This is a genomic window from Agrobacterium sp. LEGMi-208b (genome assembly GCF_059511785.1).
This window is the reverse complement of sequence record NZ_CM183445.1, coordinates 1,215,393-1,233,209: the sequence shown is the minus strand read 5'-3', so window position 1 is coordinate 1,233,209 and position 17,817 is coordinate 1,215,393. Positions and strand designations below refer to the sequence as shown.

Sequence of the window (17,817 nt, the reverse complement as noted above, 5' to 3'; positions counted from 1 at the left end):
GTCAGACGAAAGGCATGGAAATGACACGACTGAAAAACGGCAAGTTGCGGCGCAAGGACGGGGTATGGGATCCGTTGAAGCGCAGTGCCGTCGACAAGCAGCAGGCCGAGGTCGTTCAAAAAACACCACAGTCGGATTCCTCATCCTATCGCCTCGCCTATGTGGACATGGATTTCCTCTGCCGCGAGGAACTGCGCCCCGTCAGGCTTCAATTGGAACTTCTGAAGACGGAAATGGCGCTGACCGAGCGCGGCATCAAATCCACCGTCGTCATGTTCGGCGGCGCCCGCATTCCCGAGCCGGGCGGCGAAGCCTGGGCGGCGCGCAACGAGACGCAGAAGCGCAATCTCGAGCAATCCTCGGTCTATTACGACGAGGCGCGCAAGTTCGCCCGTCTCTGCACCGACTATGCCGCGAAATCCGATCACCTCGAATATGTCGTGGTCACCGGCGGTGGTCCCGGTGTCATGGAAGCGGGCAATCGCGGCGCTGCCGATGCCGGCGGCCCCTCTATCGGCCTCAACATCGTTCTTCCGCACGAGCAGGCGCCGAACCCCTATGTGACGCCGGAGCTGAGCTTCAACTTCCACTATTTCGCCATTCGCAAGATGCATTTCCTGATGCGGGCGAAGGCCGTGGTGATCTTCCCCGGCGGTTTCGGCACGCTGGATGAATTGTTCGAAGCGCTGACCCTGATCCAGACGAAACGCATGGAGCCCATTCCGCTCATCCTGTTCGGTGAGAAATTCTGGCGATCGGTGATCAACTTCGAATTCTTGGCGGATTTCGGCACCATCGCACCTGAAGATATGAATCTTCTGCACTTCGCCGAAACGGCCGACGATGCATGGAAAATCATCTCGGCCCATTACGAACACTGATTATGCTTGGCGCGGCGATGTAATTTTAGGGCTTAATTAGCAAAGATCTTCTAGTTTTGCCCCGTCGCGCTGCAGCGCACTGTCCCGTGAGGACAGGCCTCCATGACGGAGATTTCTCATCCGTTGACGTCAGCCTTTTCGGGCGGGCGATTTGATCGAGGCCAAAATGTTCAATTTCCAAGTGAAGTCGCTTGCGACCAAGCTGATCCTTGTAACCGGCTGCGCCATCACCACGGTTCTTGTTGCATCGAATTCCTTTCTGATTTCCCAGACCAGCGAGCGCGTCCATTCGCTGACCATGGAGCAGGCCAATACCGAAGCGCGCGCCATCGCCAACGTCATCGCTGCCGATGTGGGTGAACTGGGCAGCGCCGCGCGCTCCATGGCCGGTGTCATCGGCCGCGCGCATCAGGCGAAATCGATGGATCGCCCCGGCATCGTCAACATCCTCAAGGCCAATGTCGAGCAGAATGCCTTTGCTTTCGGAAGCTGGTTCTGCGAGCAGCTTGGCCTTTTTGATGGGCAGAGCAAGGAGATTGCGGGCAGGCTGGATCTCGGCACCAATGAAAACGGCGCGTTTGCGCCCTATTGGTCGAAGACCCAGAAGGGCGATATCCAGTTTTCAACCTTCAATAACGACTATGCGGCGGAATGGTATGCCCTTGCGGCAAAGACCGGCAAGGGCGCCATTACCCAGCCCTATCTCGCCGAAGGCACGGAAGTGCCCACCACCATGACCTCGCTTGCCTATCCGGTCATGTCGGATGGCAAGATGATCGGCGTGGCGGGTGTGGATATATCGCTCGCCTCGCTGTCGCAGAAGCTGCAGGCGCTGCATCCTTTCGAGACCGGCCGCGTGACGCTCGTTTCGCAGGGCGGGCAATGGCTGGTGCCGCCGACGCCGGAACAGAACATGAAAGCCTATGACGGAGACGGTGCGAGCACCGTTCAGGCGGCGATCACGTCAGGCAAGCAGGGCCTCATCGAAAATCTCGGCCTTGACACGGATGCGCCCTTTAACCGTCTCGTCTATCCCTTCGCCGTTCCGGGTCTCAACGCGACCTGGGTGGTGCTGGTGGATATTCCCCATCAGGCCCTGAACGCACCGGTTCAGGAACAGACCTACATGATGATCATCGGCGCGATCGTCATTCTCGCCGCCGTCATCACTGCGCTTTATTTCGCCGTGCGTTATTTCGTCGGCAATCCCCTTGCCTCGCTGGTCTCCGATGTCAGGACGCTGAGTGACGGTCGCTACGACGTACCGGTTTCCGGACAGGAACGCCGGGATGAGACGGGCGCCGTGGCTACCGCGCTGGAAGGGTTCCGCGCGAAGCTTGCCGGCATTCGCGAGATGGAGGCAGAAGCCGCCGCCCAGCGTGGCCATGCGGAAACGGAGCGCCAGCGATCCGAATTCGAGCGCAATGAAAACAGCCGCATGCAGCAGCACATTGTCGGCGCGCTTGGTACTGGCCTCAACGCGCTTTCGCAGGGTAACCTCACCTACCGTATCGAGGACGAATTCCCCGGCGAATATAAAAAGCTGCGTGAGGACTTCAACGCGGCGCTCGCCAGCCTCGAGGAAACCGTTTCCACGGTCAACACAACCGTCGTCAGCATCGGCAACGGCACGGGCGAGATCACCCGCGCCGCCAGTGATCTTTCGCACCGCACGGAACAGCAGGCCGCGAGCCTCGAAGAAACCGCCGCCGCGCTCAACGAGCTTACCGCGCAGGTCAATTCCAGCGCGGAAAACGCCGCAGAGGCGGCTGGAGCCGTCAGCCATGCCTGCGACGACGCCGGCAAGTCGGGTGAAGTCGTGCAGCAGGCCGTGAACTCCATGCAGGGCATCGCGCAATCCTCGGCCGAAATCTCCCGTATTATCGGCGTGATCGACGAGATCGCCTTCCAGACCAACCTTCTGGCGCTGAATGCGGGCGTTGAAGCCGCCCGTGCGGGTGATGCGGGCAAGGGCTTTGCCGTCGTCGCACAGGAAGTTCGCGAACTGGCGCAACGCTCCGCCACCGCCGCCAAGGAGATCAAGGGTCTTATCAACACCTCGGCCACGCAGGTGGGCGAGGGCGTCCAGCTGGTCGGCAAGGCCGGTGAGACGATGAAAAAGATCGCCGATCAGGTTCTGCAGATCAACCAGTTGATACGGCAGATTTCCGCTTCCGCCAGCGAACAGGCGGTCGGCCTGAAGGAGATCAATTCCGCCGTGACGCAGATGGATCAGGTCACCCAGCAGAATGCGGCGATGGTGGAAGAAACGACGGCGGCCAGCGTGACGCTGAACAGCGAGGCCGAAACGCTGAAATCGCTCGTTGCCGGTTTCTCGGTTTCCGGCGGCCATTCCAGCCAGCAATTGCGCGCCACGGCGGCGGCGATGCGCGCACCCGCCGCTCCGGTGCAGACGCACGCGCCTGCACATGCCGTTACCCCCCGCGCACGCCCGAGAACCAGCGGCGCAAACGCGCTGGCGCAGGATGACTGGACGGAATTCTGACAAACCCTTCCGGCTTCAAATAAAAGGGCCGCTGGCGATACCAGCGGCCCTTTTCGTATCCGCACTCCGTTACAGACGGGCGAAACGTTCCGTCAGCAGTTCGAAGAAGCCATCCGCATCCACATTGCGCATAACGCGGGCGTTGGCGGGCCGTTCGGTAACATGCCACCAATCCACCACCGTCATGCCCATGGTGAGTTCGGAATGGACTTCGATTTCGACATTGCACTCGCGACCCTGAAACAGTTCGGGTTTGATGAGATAGGCGATGACGGTCGGATCATGCAGCGGACCACCGTCCGAACCGTATTTCTCGATGTCGAAACGTTCGAAGAATTCCAGCATTTCCGCCATGGCGATGGCCGGCCGTGTGCCGATCTCGCGAATGCGGCTGACGCGCGCCTTGGTCGTCAGCAACTGATGGGTGACGTCGAGCGGCATCATGACAACAGGCATGCCGGAGCGGAAGACGATATCGGCGGCCTGCGGGTCGACATAGATGTTGAATTCCGCCGCCGGCGTGATGTTGCCGCCCTCAAAGAAGCCGCCGCCCATCATCACCAGTTCCTTGACGCGATCGGCGATCTCGGGTGCCTTCAGGAGCGCCAGCGCTACATTGGTCAGTGCGCCGAGCGTGCACAGTGTCACCGTGCCGGCGGGTTCCCGCATCAGCGTTTCGATGATGAAATCGACCGCATGCTGCTTTTGCGCCTCCATCGTCGGCTCATCGAGATCAGGGCCATCGAGGCCGGTGCTGCCGTGAACGTGCTCGGCGGTGATGGGCTCGCGCACCAGCGGCTTCTCGGCGCCCTCATAGACCGGAATATCGGTGCGGCCGCACAATTCGCTGATGATGCGGATATTGCGGCTGGTGAGCTTCAAGGGAACGTTGCCGGCGACGGCGCACAATCCGAGAATGTCGATTTCCTCCGGACTTGCGAAAGCGAGCATGATTGCCGCCGCGTCGTCCTGGCCCGGATCGGTGTCGATGATGATTTTTCTGCGTTCTGCCATGTCTTGCCCGCCGTTGAGATGAGCGCTTTTTTCGAGCCGCGGATGCTCACTTGTCAAGCCTCATTCCCCGGTGTCCCCTTTGCTCGTCGCCGCGTCTTGCGTATTGCGGTTGTGCTTCCCATATTGCAGGGGCCGGTGCGATTGACCGGCGAGGTTGCCGGAAGCGGGACCGCGAAACGTCGCTTGGTTGCAAGGACAACAGAGATATGAGCCGCATGACGCCATTCACCCACCCGCTTTTGCTGGGTTTTGATGCCATGGAAAAAACGCTGGAGCGTATGGCGAAGGCCAATGATGGCTATCCTCCCTATAATATCGAGCGCCTGCCGGGCAGTGACGATGTGCCGGAGCGCCTGCGCATCACCATCGCCGTCGCGGGGTTTTCGCAGGATGAGCTGGATGTGACGACGGCCGATAATCAGCTCGTCATTCGCGGACGCCAGCAGGAACAGGAGAAGCGCGATTTTCTCTATCGCGGCATCGCCGCGCGCCAGTTCCAGCGGGTCTTCGTGCTTGCCGATGGCATGCAGGTTCGCGACGCGCGCCTGCGCAACGGTCTTCTGTCCATCGATCTGGTCCGGCCCGAAATTTCAAACGTGGTAAAGAAAATTAATATTTCCGTCTCAGAGTAGAACGTGAACGCCGGAATCGGACATGAATCGCTCGGCGTGAAGAAGGAGGCTGAAATATGCTCTTAAAAGAAGCGCATGCGCGTCTCACCCAGTCCCAGCTCGCCCATATCGGTGAAGGAGAAGTGGGATATATCCGCAAGATCCGTGCGGAAGACGTTAGCCGCTGTTTCCCGGAGGCACCGGATCTCGATCCGCAATTGGATATTTGGGCGCTGTTTGGTGCGGATGGTACGCCGATCCTCCTGACGGACAACCGGTCCAGTACATTTTTCAAGGCTGCCGAAGACGATCTCAAGACCGTCAGCCTGCATTGAAGGAAAAAGCCCGCCGGTTGAGCGGGCTTTATGCTTATTGGATTAAAGGAACGGGCGGTCCGGCATGTCGTCGATGGAGATGACGCCGTCCTTGTTCTTGTCCAGCCGTTCGAACATTTTTTCGCCGGCGGCGGTGAATTCGGCCTTGCTGACCTGACCGTTCTCGTCGGTATCGGCCCAGCGGATCCGCGCGAAGCCTGCGCCCTTGCCGCCATGCTTGCCCCAGCCCTGATGGCCGAAACGGCCACCATGTTCGCGCTCGGCATGTCTTTCGGCGCGCTTGCCCTCGGGGCCCTTGCCGTCTTCGGCTTTGGCGTTCTCACGCTCGGGACGGGGATTGGCGGCGCGGAAAGCTTCCATTTTCGCCTGGCGATATTCGCGCATTTCCTTCGGCGTGATCGAGCCGTCCTTGTCCTTGTCGATCTCGGTGAAGAGGGCGTCCTGACGGGCGGCGAATTCCTCCTTGGAAATCTTGCCGTCCTTGTTGGTATCCGCAACCTTCAGGAGGTGAACGAAGGCGGCTTCCTGGCGGATCGGCATGCGATCCTTGTGGCCTTTGCCGGGTGCGGCGAAACTCGCCGTCGCGGCCGTGCTGAGCACAAGGGCTGCGCCAAGAGCAGACAGGGCGATTTTTCGTGTGGTCATCGTCATTACCTTTCTTTGGTGTCCCTGAAGAAAAGATAGTGACGTCTAACACGCCCCACCACTTAAACATCCGTAAGGTGGATGAAGCTTCGGTAATGTTCGCTGCTCAGCCTGCGATGGTCTTCGTCAGGAACCCGGTCAGGTCATCGGTGATATAGTCGATATGCGCGTCCGTGACGGCGGGGATTTCCCAGCGTTCCATGATGACGCCCTCGAGATTGGCGGGGACGAGCAGCACGGTCTTCATGCCGAGCGCCTTGGGCGCTGCAAGATTGCGCGGTAAATCCTCGAACATGGCGGCTTTTTGCGTGTCGAGTTTCGCAAGCGCCGCGAACTTCTCATAGGTCGCGCTGGCCGGCTTTGGCAGATAGCCTGCGGCGACGATATCGAAAATATCCTCGAAATGATCGAGAATGCCGAGCGCGCCGGCGGCGGCCTGCGCATGTTTGACGCTACCGTTGGTGAGGATGAACTTGCGGCCCGGCAAAGCCTTGATTGCCTCACCGAGTTCCGGATGCGGTTTCAGCGCCGAATAATCGATGGCATGGGCGCGTTCCAGAAACTCGTCCGGGCTGATGCCGTAATGGATCATCAGGCCCTGAAGCGTCGTGCCATGGTCGTGATAATAGCGCTTCTGCAGCGCCCGGGCCTCGTCGGGATCGAGCTTCAGAAGCTCCGCCACATAGGCCGTCATGTTGCGATCGATCTGCGAGAACAGATTGACGTGATGCGGATAGAGCGTGTTGTCGAGATCGAAGACCCATTCGTTCACATGGGCGAAATCGGCGGCTTCGGGCAGGTTTTTCGGCTTTGTGTCCATGGGCTGCTTTATGCCCGTTTCGAATGCCGAAGAAAATCGAAAAGACGACGTTTGATCAGAAAATCGGGCTTGGCTGCGGCCTCCGGCGCATGATACCGCCAAGGCCATGGAACTCTGGATAGGCATCACTTTCGCAAGCGCGTTCTTGCAGAACCTGCGCTCGACCCTGCAAAAGCACCTCAAGGGCATGATGGGCACCACGGGCGCGACCTTCGTGCGCTTCGTGTTCGGCATGCCTTTCGCTCTCGCCTATCTCGCTTTTTTGCATTTCGGGCTCGGTCGCCCTCTGCCGGTGCCCAACATGTCCTTTGCCGTGTGGGCGACGGTCGGGGCCATGGCGCAGATTGCCGCCACCTTCCTGCTGGTGCATCTGTTCTCGTTTCGCAACTTCGCGGTTGGCACAGCCTATTCCCGCACGGAACCGGCGCAGGCGGCACTGTTCGCGCTTATCTTCATCGGTGAAAGCGTCAATGGCGGCACATTGGCGGCCATCGCCATCTCGGTTGCCGGCGTCATGCTGATTTCGGTGGCGCGCACGGAAGTCACGCCCGCTTCCTTCCTGACCTCTATCTTCAGCCGGACGGCGGGTATCGGCCTTGCTTCAGGCGCTTTCTTCGGCCTGTCGTCGGTTGCCTATCGATCAGCGTCGCTCGCGCTTGCGCCGAGCCTTCCCGCCCCGGACGCGATGATGCAGGCGGGCTTTACCCTCGTTGTCGTCATCGTCATGCAGACGGTGTCGATGTTCCTGTGGATCGTCTTGCGCGAGCGGGAAGAGTTGCGGCGGATCGCCAGGGTGTGGAAACCGTCGCTTGCGGTCGGTTTCGTAGGTGCCACGGCCTCATTCGGCTGGTTCACGGCGATGACCCTGCAACAGGCCGCCGTGGTGAAGGCATTGGCGCAGGTGGAGATGCTCTTCGCCTTCGCTTCGACCGTGCTTTTCTTCAAGGAGAAGATCAACCGGCTCGAACTCTCCGGCTGCCTGCTGATTGTCGTGGGTGTGCTGTCGCTGCTGGCATTCGGCTGAATGCCCGATGTGGCGAACAGGCTCGCTGTCCGCCACCTGAAGCACGTCAGGGCACGATGAGCGTGCCGGCGCCTTCCGTGAAGATTTCCAGAAGGACGGAGTGAGGCGTCTTGCCGTTGAGGATCACCACGCCCTGAACACCGGCCTTGATGGCGTCGATGCAGGTCTCGACCTTCGGGATCATACCGCCGGAAATCGTGCCGTCCTTGATGAGCGCACGCGCCTGCGAGACGGTGAGTTCCTTGATGAGCTCCTTGTTCTTGTCGAGAACGCCGGGAACGTCGGTGAGAAACAGCAGACGGGAGGCGTGAAGCGCACCCGCAATCGCCCCGGCGAAGGTATCGGCGTTGATATTGTAGGTGGCACCGTCGCGACCGGGAGCGACGGGAGCGATGACCGGGATCATCTCCGACTTGGCGAGCAGGTCGAGCAGGGTGCGGTCGACTTCTGTGACTTCGCCGACGAAGCCGAGATCGAGCACACGTTCGATATTGCTGTCAGGATCGATGACGGTCTTTTTCGCCTTTTCGGCAAAGACCATGTTGCCGTCCTTGCCGCACAGGCCGATGGCCCATTCGCCCGTCTGATTGATGAGGGCGACGATTTCCTTGTTGATGGAACCGGCCAGAACCATTTCGACGATCTCGACCGTCTTGGCGTCGGTAACGCGCAGGCCGCCCTCGAATTTCGATTCGATGCCCATCTTCGTCAGCATCGCGCCGATCTGCGGGCCGCCGCCATGCACGACGATGGGGTTTATGCCCGATTGCTTCAACAGGGCGATGTCTTCCGCGAAAGCCTTGCCGAGCGTGGTATCTCCCATGGCGTGACCGCCATATTTCACCACGATGGTCTTGTTCTCGTATTTCTGCATGAAGGGCAGAGCTTGTGCGAGCAGCCGCGCCTGAGTTTCGCTTTCGGAAGCAGTCATCTAAAAACCTCGGTCTGTGGTTGCGGCTGTTGAGAGCCTGTCACCGCTCTAAAGCAAGTCTTTGACGGATGAAATAACCTCCTGGCCTTATTGTGTCGGCAGCGGTCAAATTTCTTTTTTTTGACGGTCCCGGCCCTGTAATGTGATTGACATAAAGGCCCAATGGGACCAGCCTTGCAGGGGAAAGGGGAGGGGTTAATTCAGGGCGATATGGGATGTCGCGCGCCGCGGAAGCGATGCTGACCTGAACGACCGAGGAGCGAGAGACCATATGACGGCACCCGATCGAGACAAGCAAAGCGGTTTGCGGGATGAAGTCCTTGCGGGCGAATATGTGCTGGGTGCCCTGCCGCCGGAAAACATGGCGGAGCTTGCCAAGCGCGTCAAACGCGACCGCCAGTTCGCAGCCATGGTCAGGCGCTGGCGGGACAATCTGGCGGAAACCGAGTATCGCGAAAACGCAACCGTTGCCGCGCTGCTGGAACGGGACCCGAGCCGCTCCGGCCTGCCATTCAGGAGCCAGCCGCTGCGGGGTGGCAGCATGTTCGCTGCCATGCTTTCGGAGGTCTGGCATTCGGTGCGCTTCTGGCGCCTTCTGGCGTTGACGGCGATGCTCTGGACCGCCGTTCTGCTTTTCACCATCGCCTGAGAGGCGCGCCTTTCAGAGAGAGATCGTTCTGACGATCTCGGCCCGCAGGCTATCCAGCCCGAATGATTTTTCCGAGGATGTGGCGAGAACTTCCGGATAGGCGGCGGGACGCTTGCGGATTTTCTCCAGCGTTTCGCCGATCAGCCGCGGAACACCGGCATCCTTGATCTTGTCCGTCTTCGTCAGCACGATCTGGTAGGAAACGGCCGCCTTGTCGAGCAGGGTCAGAACCTCCTCGTCATTCTTTTTCACGCCGTGGCGGGAATCGATCAGCACGTAAACGCGCTTCAGCGTCGCACGACCGCGCAGATAATCGAAGACGAGCTTCGTCCAGGCATCGACCTGATCCTTGGGGGCCTGCGCATAACCGTAACCGGGCATGTCGACCAGCGCCATCGGCGGCAGATCGCCCGCTTCGCCGGAATAACCATCCGGAACGAAATAGTTGAGTTCCTGTGTGCGTCCGGGCGTGTTGGAGGTGCGGGCAAGCCCCTTGTGGCCCACCAGCGCATTGATGAGCGAGGACTTGCCGACATTCGAACGGCCGGCGAAGGCAATCTCAGGCGGGCCTTCGGGCGGCAGGAATTTCATCGCGGGAACGCCGCGAATGAAAATCCAGGGTCGCCCGAACAGGGGCTTTTCGGTTGCCGTGCCGGTCTCGGTCATTTCGATTGCACCGGCTTTCGCTTGAACAACCCCTTGATGTTATCGAACAGCTCGATCTTGGCGCCCTGGCGCTTCATGATGACGGCCTGCTGGGTGATGGAGAGCGTGTTGTTCCATGCCCAGTAGATGACCAGACCGGCCGGGAAGGAGGCCAGCATGAAGGTGAAGATCAGCGGCATCCAGTTGAAGATCATCGCCTGCGTCGGATCGGGCGGCGTCGGGTTCATGCGCATCTGCAGGAACATGGTGATGCCCATGACCAGCGGCCAGACGCCGATCATCAGGAAGTGCGGCACATCATAGGGCAGAAGGCCGAAAAGGTTGAACAGCGACGTCGGATCCGGCGCGGACAGGTCGTGAATCCAGCCGAAGAACGGTGCATGCCGCATTTCGATGGTGACGTAGATGACCTTGTAGAGCGCGAAGAAGACCGGGATCTGCAGAAGCATCGGCCAGCAGCCGGCAACCGGGTTGATTTTCTCTTCCTTGTAGAGCTGCATCATCGCCTGCTGCATGGCCATGCGGTCATCGCCATGCTTGGCTTTCAGCTCTTCCATCTTCGGCTGCACGCGCTTCATGTTCGCCATGGACGCATATTGCTTGCTGGCGAGCGGGAAGAAGAGAGCCTTGACGACGATGGTGGTGAGCAGGATCGCCACGCCGAAATTGCCAAAATAACGGAAGAAGAAATCCATCAGTTTGAACATCGGCTTGGTGATGAAGTAGAACCAGCCCCAGTCGATCAGCAGGTCGAACTTCGGAATGGAGTATTCTTTTTCATAGCGGTCAACCAGCGGCACTTCCTTGGCGCCGGCGAAAACGAGGCTCTTCAGCTCGATCGACTGGCCGGGCTCGACCGTCATCGGGTCGCTCTTGAAATCGGCCTGATAGCTCGGCTGATTGCCGGTGATGTGCGAATACCGGGTTTCGAACGGCGTCGTCTGCGGCGGAACGATGGCTGCGGCCCAATATTTGTCGGTGATGCCGAGCCAGCCGCCGGTCGCCTTGGCAACCGTTACCGGTGCTTCTTCGACGTCCTTGTACTTTTCTTCCGTCAGGCTGCCGTCCTTGCCCGAAACGCCAAGGAAGCCTTCATGGATGACGAAGACGGGGGGAACTGCAGGCTTGTTGTTGCGCGTCACACGGCCATAGGTGGCGAAGGAGATCGCCGCCTGGCCGGGGTTCTCTACCTTGTCGGCGACCGAGATCATGTAATGCTCGTCGATCGAAACCGTACGGGAGAAAATCACGCCCTTGGAATTGGTGTAGGTGAGGGTGACCGGGGTGGTTTCCGTCAGCTTGTCGCCGCTTGCCAGCGTCCAGACGGTGGTCGGGCCGGGAACGCCACCGACTTCCTGTGCTGCAACGTAACCGAGTTCGGTGAAGTAGCCGTCCTTGGTGTCGGAGGGCGAGAACAGCGTGATGATCGGGCTCGAGTCATCGACGGTCTCATGGTAATCCTTGAGCCGGATGTCATCGAAGCGGGCGCCGGTGAGGTTGATCGAGCCGGCGATGGCGTTGGTCTCGATGGCCACGCGCTGGGTTCTTGCAATCGACTCTTCGCGGGTCGCCGTGGCGGCAGTCTGCGGTGAGGAGGCAGGCGGTGCGCCTTCAACGGCAGTACCTGGTGCTGCACCCGGCGCCGGCTGCTGTTGCTGCGTCGTCTGCTGCTGCGCCTGGCGGGCCTCTTCGGCGCGGCGCTGCTGCTCGATACGCGGATTCATGTAAAGGAATTGCCAGGCGAGGACGATGACAACCGAAAGGGCTATCGCGATGAAGTAATTACGGTTCTTTTCCATCATTCTTTCCTGGAGCGGGTCTCCTGGGACCGTTTCGGTTTCGCCGTTCCTTCAATCCGCTCGTTAAGGAGAGACTGAAGTTTCGGGAAGGCCGTATCGAGCACGTCCCTGCGGGCGACAATCACATAGTCATGACCGGGCTTCATTGCGACCCCGGCAGAAAGCCTGACGGCTTCCTTGAGACGGCGGCGTATGCGATTTCGCTCGACCGCGTTGCCTTGTCTTTTCGTTACGGTAAAACCGACGCGAGGTTCGGTTTCCGGGGCTCTCCGGTCAAGCACTTCCAGAAGAAAGGTGCTTCCCCGCCGTTTTTCTCCTGCCTGAACGGCAAGGAAATCCGACCGGTTTTTAAGCCGGCCGGGCAGTTTTCCTGTCTTGCTCATGTGCCCGCGACTTTCACCGGGTCACAGAGACGGCAATTAAGCCGAAAGACGAGCGCGGCCGCGCGCACGGCGGGCTGCGAGAACCTTGCGGCCGCCAGCGGTAGCCATACGGGCGCGGAAGCCATGGCGACGCTTGCGGACAAGCTTGGACGGTTGGTAAGTACGCTTCGACATTTATTTAATACCGCGGTGTGCGGCCCTTCTTGAATTTGCAATAATTTGCAAGAGCGTTTCGTTTTTTGCACGGCTAACCCCGCCTGGGCGAGCTTTCATTGGCCGAGCGTGCGCGGCTTATAAGGGCATAGGCCGAGCAAAGTCAATTGCCGAAGGGGTTTTCGCGCTTCACCTTTTGCGGAAAACGCACCGCCATCTCCTTCGCCGACTGCCAATAGAGGCCGATTCCGGCGCGCAATCGATAAAATCTGAAATTCTTTCTTAACGCGGCATTGATAAATCTTGTGACGCGAAAAGTTATGCCAGCTTCCCATTTTCATCTTGGCGCTGGTTTTTGTTGGGGGAACGAAGTTGAGAATTCGTGGTCGTATCAATCTACTTGTCGGGCTGATGAGCCTTGTGGCCTGCACCATTGGCGGGCTGTCCATCTATGCGATCAACGAATTCTGGGTTCGGTCGCATCACTTCGAGGAAGCTGCCGAAAGGGCCTACAAGGGCGAGGCGCTCAATCGACTGGTAACGGCAGTCGTCATGGAGGCGCGTGGCGTTTATGCGGCGGCCGATGTGGCTGCGGCCACCCCCTTTGCCGACGGCATGGTCAAAAACCTCGACGCCATGGAAAAGCTGATCGCCAGCTGGGCGCCGCTCGTGCCGGCGGAACAGCAGGCGAGTTTCGACAAGCTTGTCAGCCGGTCCAAGGAATTCCGGACCTTCCGTCTGGAGACTGTCCGGCTGGGGAAGGAAAACGGGCCGCAGGCAGCCAGCCAGCAGGGCAATAACGAGGCGAACCGCGCCAATCGCAAGGCCTATCAGGCGGAGATCGACAGTGTCGTGAAAAACGATCTTGCCGAACTGGAAGTCGTAAAGGCGGGAGTCGATTCTTTCAGCACCACCATATTCTGGGCGATCGTCGCGGTAACGGTTGCCGGCGTCGGCGCGGGAGCCGCGTTCGGCCTCTATATTGGTACGCGGCAACTCAGCGCACCCATCCGCAGGGTTTCGCAGGTGATGAATGCCGTGGCCGATGGAAATCTCGACGCGGACGTCCCCTATCTCGGCCGCAACGACGAAATCGGCGAAATGGCTGCGGCCGTCGAGGTCTTCAAGAAAAACGGCAGCGAAGTGCGCCGCATGAATGCGCAGGAAGCCGCCATGCGCGCCAAGAGCGACGATCTGCAAGCCGGCATGGCCGTCGTCGTCGACGCCGCGGCCCAGGGCGATTTCAGCCGCCGCATCAACAAGGATTATGGCGAAGAGAACCTCAACCGTTTCGCCGCAACGATCAATTCGCTCCTCACCGGGGTCCACAACGGTGTCTCCGAGACCAACCGTGTCATTGGAGGTCTGGCGCGGGGCGATCTGACGGAGCGGATGGATGGCGAGTTTCGCGGCGTGTTCGCCGAACTTCAGGAGAACGTCAACCAGACGCTGACCAAGCTGCGCGAGACGATGCGCGAAGTGCGCGGCAGCACGGAAGGCATCAGCGGCAACGCGAACGAACTGCGCTCGGCGGCTGACGACCTGTCGAAGCGGACGGAACAGCAGGCTGCGGCACTGGAGGAAACCTCCGCCGCTCTGGATGAGATCACCGCCGTCGTTCGCAATTCGACCGATCGCGCGCAGGAAGCCAGCGCCATGGTCGCCGAAACGAAGCAGAAGACGGAAGAATCCGCCAATGTCGTGCGCGATGCCGTTTCCGCCATGGATCGCATCGAGCACGCCTCTCGCGAGATCAGCCAGATCATCAACGTCATCGATGAAATTGCCTTCCAGACGAACCTGCTGGCGCTGAATGCCGGCGTGGAAGCCGCCCGTGCGGGTGAAGCCGGTAAGGGCTTTGCCGTCGTCGCACAGGAAGTGCGGGAACTTGCGCAACGCTCCGCGACGGCCGCCAAAGACATCAAGGCGCTGATCACCAAATCCGGCGAAGAGGTCGGGCGTGGCGTGTCGCTGGTGCAGAGAACCGGTGGCGCGCTGAACGAGATCGAGACTCGCGTTCTCGCAATCAACGAGCATATCCATTCGATCGCGACGGCTGCCAGGGAACAGTCCACCGGACTGCACGAGGTGAATACCGCCATCAACCAGATGGATCAGGTAACGCAGCGCAACGCCGCCATGGTGGAGGAGACCTCGGCTGCAACCCACAAGCTGAGCAGCGAGGCGGACCATCTCGTGACGCTGGTGGCGCGCTTCAACGTCGGCGCCGAGAATACGCAGCGCAGCCATCGCAGCGAGCAGCCCTCGAGGCCGATGACGGTCTCCGCCGGACCGGTGGCTGTCTCCGGCAGGACGCCGGCGGTGGCATCCCCGGCCCGCAAATTGATGAACAGCGTCAGCCGCGCGCTCAATGCCCAGCCTGCGGCAGCGCCCGCGCATGGCGACTGGCAGGAGTTCTAGGCCACCTGCGGTTTCGCTTCAAACAGGCTCAAACGCCGCCCCTGCCGGGCGGCGTTTGTTTTTCCGGCGATGAAAACCTTTGTTTTGCAGCGCATTGGAAAAATATCCATTAGGTCCTATTATCGTCGCTGCATATAAACCGAGCCGTTCCACGCAAGCGGCGGCACGCATACAGGATCATGGCCCGGTGTTTTCTAAAGGCGTAGACAGCTTGGACCGCACGCAAGACGATCCGGTGCATTGCATGCCGGGATTGACCGCCGGTCTTTCAGGACGGCTGCTGCTGCTCACGGTCATTTTCGTAATGATCGCGGAAGTGCTGATTTTCGTGCCTTCCGTCGCCAATATGCGTCTTTCATGGCTGCGCGACCGTCTGAATACGGCCGCTGCCGCCGGTGCTGTCATCGATGGCCTGCAGGCCGAACTGCCGCGAAGCGTGCAGAACGACACGCTGATGGCAACCGGGGCGAAACTTATCGCGCTGCGCAAGGACGGTACCTCGCGGCTGCTCGCCGTGGCGGAGACGCCGCCCGGCGTCGACGAGCAATATGATCTTTCCGATGTTTCGCAGGTGGCGGCTGTGCGGGACGCCTTTTCCACCCTGCTGTTCGGCGGCAACCGCGTCATCCGCGTTTTCGATGTCGTCGGCGACAGCGACACGATCATCGAACTGGTGCTCGGTGAAAACAAGCTTCGGGCGGCGATGCTTGCTTACGCCCGCAACGTTTTCCTGATCTCCATCGTCCTGTCGCTGATCACCGCGGGCCTGATCTTCGTCTCCATCAACCGCATCATGATCCGGCCCATACGTCGGTTGACGCTCGGCATGCAGAATTTCTCGGAGGATCCGGGTAATCCGGAGCGGATTTTCGTGCCCGAGGAAGGGACCGACGAACTGTCCGTTGCGGGCCGCCACCTCGCCGACATGCAGACCGAACTGCAGAAAACCCTGCGCCAGCAGAAGAATCTCGTGGATCTCGGCCTCGCGGTCTCGAAGATCAACCATGACATGCGCAACATCCTGTCCTCCGCACAGCTCATGTCGGACCGTCTGGTGGATGCCAAGGATCCGATGGTGAGAAGTTTCGCGCCGAAACTGCTGCGCACCATCGACCGCGCCGTGGCCTATACCGGTGAGGTTCTGGCCTATGGCCAGGCAACGGAGGGTGCGCCGAAACGCAAGATGGTGCCGTTGAGCCTTCTGGTGCGGGATGTGCGCGATATTCTGGCGCTCGATCCAGACGGCGGCATCGAGTTCCAGGACAGCGTTCCGCCCGATCTCACAGTGGATGCGGATTCCGAACAGCTTTTCCGGGTCATCCACAATCTCTGTCGCAATGCGGTTCAGGCCCTGCAATCCGATGCGGCGAATGCTGCGCCGCGACACCTTTCCATTTCGGCCCAGAGGGCGGGCGGCGTCGTCAGCATCGTCATCGACGACAATGGGCCGGGAATGCCGCGCAAGGCCAAGGAAAACCTGTTCTCCGCTTTCAGGGGATCGGCCCGCTCCGGCGGCACGGGCCTTGGCCTCGTCATTGCCCGCGAACTCGTGCTTGCCCATGGCGGTACGATCGCGCTTGTCGAAAAGCCCGGTCCCGGAACGCAGTTCCGTATCGAAATCGCTGACCGCGCCGCTTCCGTACAGGCAGCCAGAACCGCCTGAAAAACCCGCTCGGCAGCGGGTTCGGGACGTCATCATCTTCGGCGGAATCGAGGCCGCGTCAGGCTCGCGGAAAATGGTCCGCATGGAATTTGCAATATAATCAATGTGATAAGCGAATTGCTGCGGAAAAATGACAATTTCGAAACGAAATCGCTTGCATTCGGAATGAGGACGTTTTAGAGGATCGCCACGCCACCGGAAACGACCGGAACGGCACGCACCCGTAGCTCAGCTGGATAGAGCACCAGACTACGAATCTGGGGGTCAGGAGTTCGAATCTCTTCGGGTGCGCCATTTTCTTCCCTTTGAAAAGACACGCTGGAACGCATCGCTGCCTGCCATATGCGCCGGTTGATGTCTTCAATTGCCGATCCGTCTGCATTGACGTCAAAACCCAGCAAGACCCAGCGAATTCCGCACCTTCCGGATATATGCTAAAATCCTCCGCTCATCAGATGGCGCGGAGTGAAAGCCATGTTGGAAGCGGACAAGGTGTTTGCGGGTTCGATTCCTGAGAATTACGACCGCTATATGGTGCCGTTGATCTTTGCGCCGTTCGCCGCCGATCTGGCGCGGCGGGCAGCGGCCTTGATGCCGGTTGATGTCCTGGAGATCGCCGCGGGTACCGGGGCTGTCACGCGGGAACTGGCTCCAAGATTATTGCCCGCTGCAAATTATGTGGTGACCGACCTCAATCAGCCGATGCTTGATTTCGCAGCGGCGCAGCAGGCGCCCGACCATCGCATAAAATGGCAGCAGGCAGATGCCCAGACCCTGCCTTTTGGAAACGCTGGTTTTGATCTCGTTTTCTGCCAGTTCGGCGCGATGTTCTTTAATGATCGCCCATCCGCCTATCGCGAGGCGAGGCGGATGCTGAAGCCCGGCGGGCACTATTTATTGAACGTCTGGGATCGCATCGAGGAAAATCACTTCGCGGATGATGTGACGAAAGCCCTTGCCGGCCTTTTTCCCGATGATCCGCCGCGCTTCATGGCCCGCACACCGCATGGTTATCATGATACGGCATTGATACGCCGTGAGCTGGAGAATGCCGGTTTTTCCCGCGTGACGATCGAGACGGTGGCGGCGCAAAGCCGCGCGCCTTCGCCGCGTTTCGCCGCCTTGGCCTATTGTCAGGGAACTGTGCTTCGAACCGAAATAGAGGCCAGGGCGCCGGAGAAGCTTGATGCCGCGACTGACTGTGCCGCCGCCGCGATTGAAGCGCGGCATGGAAGCGGTGCGGTTTCCGCCAAAATTCAGGCGCATGTGATTCTCGCTGCGGTCTGAAACGGCCCGCACAAACCGGCAATTTCCTT

17 protein-coding genes and 1 tRNA gene are annotated in these 17,817 nt (G+C 59.9%); 10 read left to right on the top strand and 8 right to left on the bottom strand.

The features are described 5' to 3' along the window. The first annotated feature begins 14 nt into the window (after positions 1-14). Both AC5YUO_RS06115 and AC5YUO_RS06110 read left to right on the top strand, forming a co-directional pair. A complete protein-coding gene (locus AC5YUO_RS06115) occupies positions 15-881 on the top strand; it encodes an LOG family protein (RefSeq protein ID WP_496154609.1) in 867 nt (288 codons plus the stop codon). Positions 882-1,047: 166 nt separating this feature from the next. After that, positions 1,048-3,387 carry a methyl-accepting chemotaxis protein gene (locus AC5YUO_RS06110; RefSeq protein ID WP_496154608.1) on the top strand — a complete coding sequence of 780 codons (2,340 nt, stop codon included), beginning with the start codon at positions 1,048-1,050 and terminating at the stop codon, positions 3,385-3,387. A 69-nt stretch (positions 3,388-3,456) separates the two neighbouring features. Here the strand turns inward: AC5YUO_RS06110 and AC5YUO_RS06105 are convergent, their stop codons facing one another. Then, a complete protein-coding gene (locus tag AC5YUO_RS06105; protein WP_496154607.1) occupies positions 3,457-4,401 on the bottom strand; it encodes a nucleoside hydrolase in 945 nt (314 codons plus the stop codon). Between the two features lie 206 nt (positions 4,402-4,607). Here AC5YUO_RS06105 and AC5YUO_RS06100 point away from each other — a divergent pair, with 206 nt between their 5' ends. Then, positions 4,608-5,033, top strand: coding sequence for an Hsp20 family protein (locus AC5YUO_RS06100; RefSeq protein ID WP_496154606.1), 426 nt, complete (start codon positions 4,608-4,610; stop codon positions 5,031-5,033). Between the two features lie 56 nt (positions 5,034-5,089). Further along, on the top strand, positions 5,090-5,347 hold the full coding sequence (locus AC5YUO_RS06095) for a BQ00720 family protein (RefSeq protein WP_496154605.1): 258 nt from the start codon (positions 5,090-5,092) through the stop codon (positions 5,345-5,347). A 42-nt stretch (positions 5,348-5,389) separates the two neighbouring features. On the opposite strand, the gene AC5YUO_RS06090 is transcribed toward AC5YUO_RS06095, so the two are convergent. Both AC5YUO_RS06090 and AC5YUO_RS06085 read right to left on the bottom strand, forming a co-directional pair. Further along, positions 5,390-5,998: an EF-hand domain-containing protein gene (locus AC5YUO_RS06090; protein ID WP_496154604.1), complete on the bottom strand. Its 609-nt coding sequence runs from the start codon at positions 5,996-5,998 to the stop codon at positions 5,390-5,392. A 100-nt stretch (positions 5,999-6,098) separates the two neighbouring features. Beyond that, positions 6,099-6,812: a pyrimidine 5'-nucleotidase gene (locus AC5YUO_RS06085; RefSeq protein ID WP_496154603.1), complete on the bottom strand. Its 714-nt coding sequence runs from the start codon at positions 6,810-6,812 to the stop codon at positions 6,099-6,101. Between the two features lie 106 nt (positions 6,813-6,918). On the opposite strand from AC5YUO_RS06085, the gene AC5YUO_RS06080 reads away from it, so the two are divergent. Then, on the top strand, positions 6,919-7,836 hold the full coding sequence (locus tag AC5YUO_RS06080; RefSeq protein WP_496154602.1) for an EamA family transporter: 918 nt from the start codon (positions 6,919-6,921) through the stop codon (positions 7,834-7,836). Positions 7,837-7,882: 46 nt separating this feature from the next. On the opposite strand, the gene argB is transcribed toward AC5YUO_RS06080, so the two are convergent. Next, complete coding sequence (argB, locus tag AC5YUO_RS06075) at positions 7,883-8,767, bottom strand: acetylglutamate kinase (protein WP_400818715.1); 885 nt, start codon at positions 8,765-8,767, stop codon at positions 7,883-7,885. 271 nt (positions 8,768-9,038) lie between these two features. Between argB and AC5YUO_RS06070 the strand changes: the two genes are divergently transcribed. Further along, on the top strand, positions 9,039-9,416 hold the full coding sequence (locus AC5YUO_RS06070) for a hypothetical protein (RefSeq protein WP_496154601.1): 378 nt from the start codon (positions 9,039-9,041) through the stop codon (positions 9,414-9,416). A gap of 12 nt (positions 9,417-9,428) precedes the next feature. Here AC5YUO_RS06070 and yihA read toward each other — a convergent pair whose 3' ends face one another. Genes yihA through rpmH form a run of 4 tightly spaced genes read right to left on the bottom strand, consistent with a single transcriptional unit; the run spans position 9,429 to position 12,438 of the window. Then, complete coding sequence (yihA, locus tag AC5YUO_RS06065) at positions 9,429-10,082, bottom strand: ribosome biogenesis GTP-binding protein YihA/YsxC (protein WP_149743868.1); 654 nt, start codon at positions 10,080-10,082, stop codon at positions 9,429-9,431. Continuing rightward, positions 10,079-11,881: a membrane protein insertase YidC gene (gene yidC, locus AC5YUO_RS06060; RefSeq protein WP_496154600.1), complete on the bottom strand. Its 1,803-nt coding sequence runs from the start codon at positions 11,879-11,881 to the stop codon at positions 10,079-10,081. The genes yihA and yidC overlap by 4 nt, the downstream gene beginning before the upstream one ends. Then, a complete protein-coding gene (gene rnpA, locus AC5YUO_RS06055) occupies positions 11,881-12,264 on the bottom strand; it encodes a ribonuclease P protein component (protein WP_496154599.1) in 384 nt (127 codons plus the stop codon). The genes yidC and rnpA overlap by 1 nt, the downstream gene beginning before the upstream one ends. Before the next feature lie 36 nt (positions 12,265-12,300). Further along, positions 12,301-12,438, bottom strand: coding sequence for a 50S ribosomal protein L34 (rpmH, locus tag AC5YUO_RS06050; RefSeq protein WP_003493611.1), 138 nt, complete (start codon positions 12,436-12,438; stop codon positions 12,301-12,303). Between the two features lie 351 nt (positions 12,439-12,789). On the opposite strand from rpmH, the gene AC5YUO_RS06045 reads away from it, so the two are divergent. The 4 genes from AC5YUO_RS06045 to AC5YUO_RS06030 all read left to right on the top strand — a co-directional run bounded on the left by AC5YUO_RS06045 (position 12,790) and on the right by AC5YUO_RS06030 (position 17,788). Continuing rightward, the gene (locus AC5YUO_RS06045; RefSeq protein WP_496154598.1) at positions 12,790-14,838 is read left to right on the top strand and encodes a methyl-accepting chemotaxis protein; all 2,049 of its coding nucleotides are present in this window, start codon (positions 12,790-12,792) and stop codon (positions 14,836-14,838) included. Between the two features lie 244 nt (positions 14,839-15,082). Next, entirely contained in the window at positions 15,083-16,501 is a 1,419-nt protein-coding gene (locus AC5YUO_RS06040) for a sensor histidine kinase (protein WP_496154815.1), read from the top strand. A 217-nt stretch (positions 16,502-16,718) separates the two neighbouring features. Beyond that, positions 16,719-16,795 (top strand) — tRNA-Arg (locus AC5YUO_RS06035). A gap of 180 nt (positions 16,796-16,975) precedes the next feature. Beyond that, the gene (locus tag AC5YUO_RS06030; protein WP_496154597.1) at positions 16,976-17,788 is read left to right on the top strand and encodes a class I SAM-dependent methyltransferase; all 813 of its coding nucleotides are present in this window, start codon (positions 16,976-16,978) and stop codon (positions 17,786-17,788) included. The last annotated feature ends 29 nt before the right edge of the window (positions 17,789-17,817 follow it).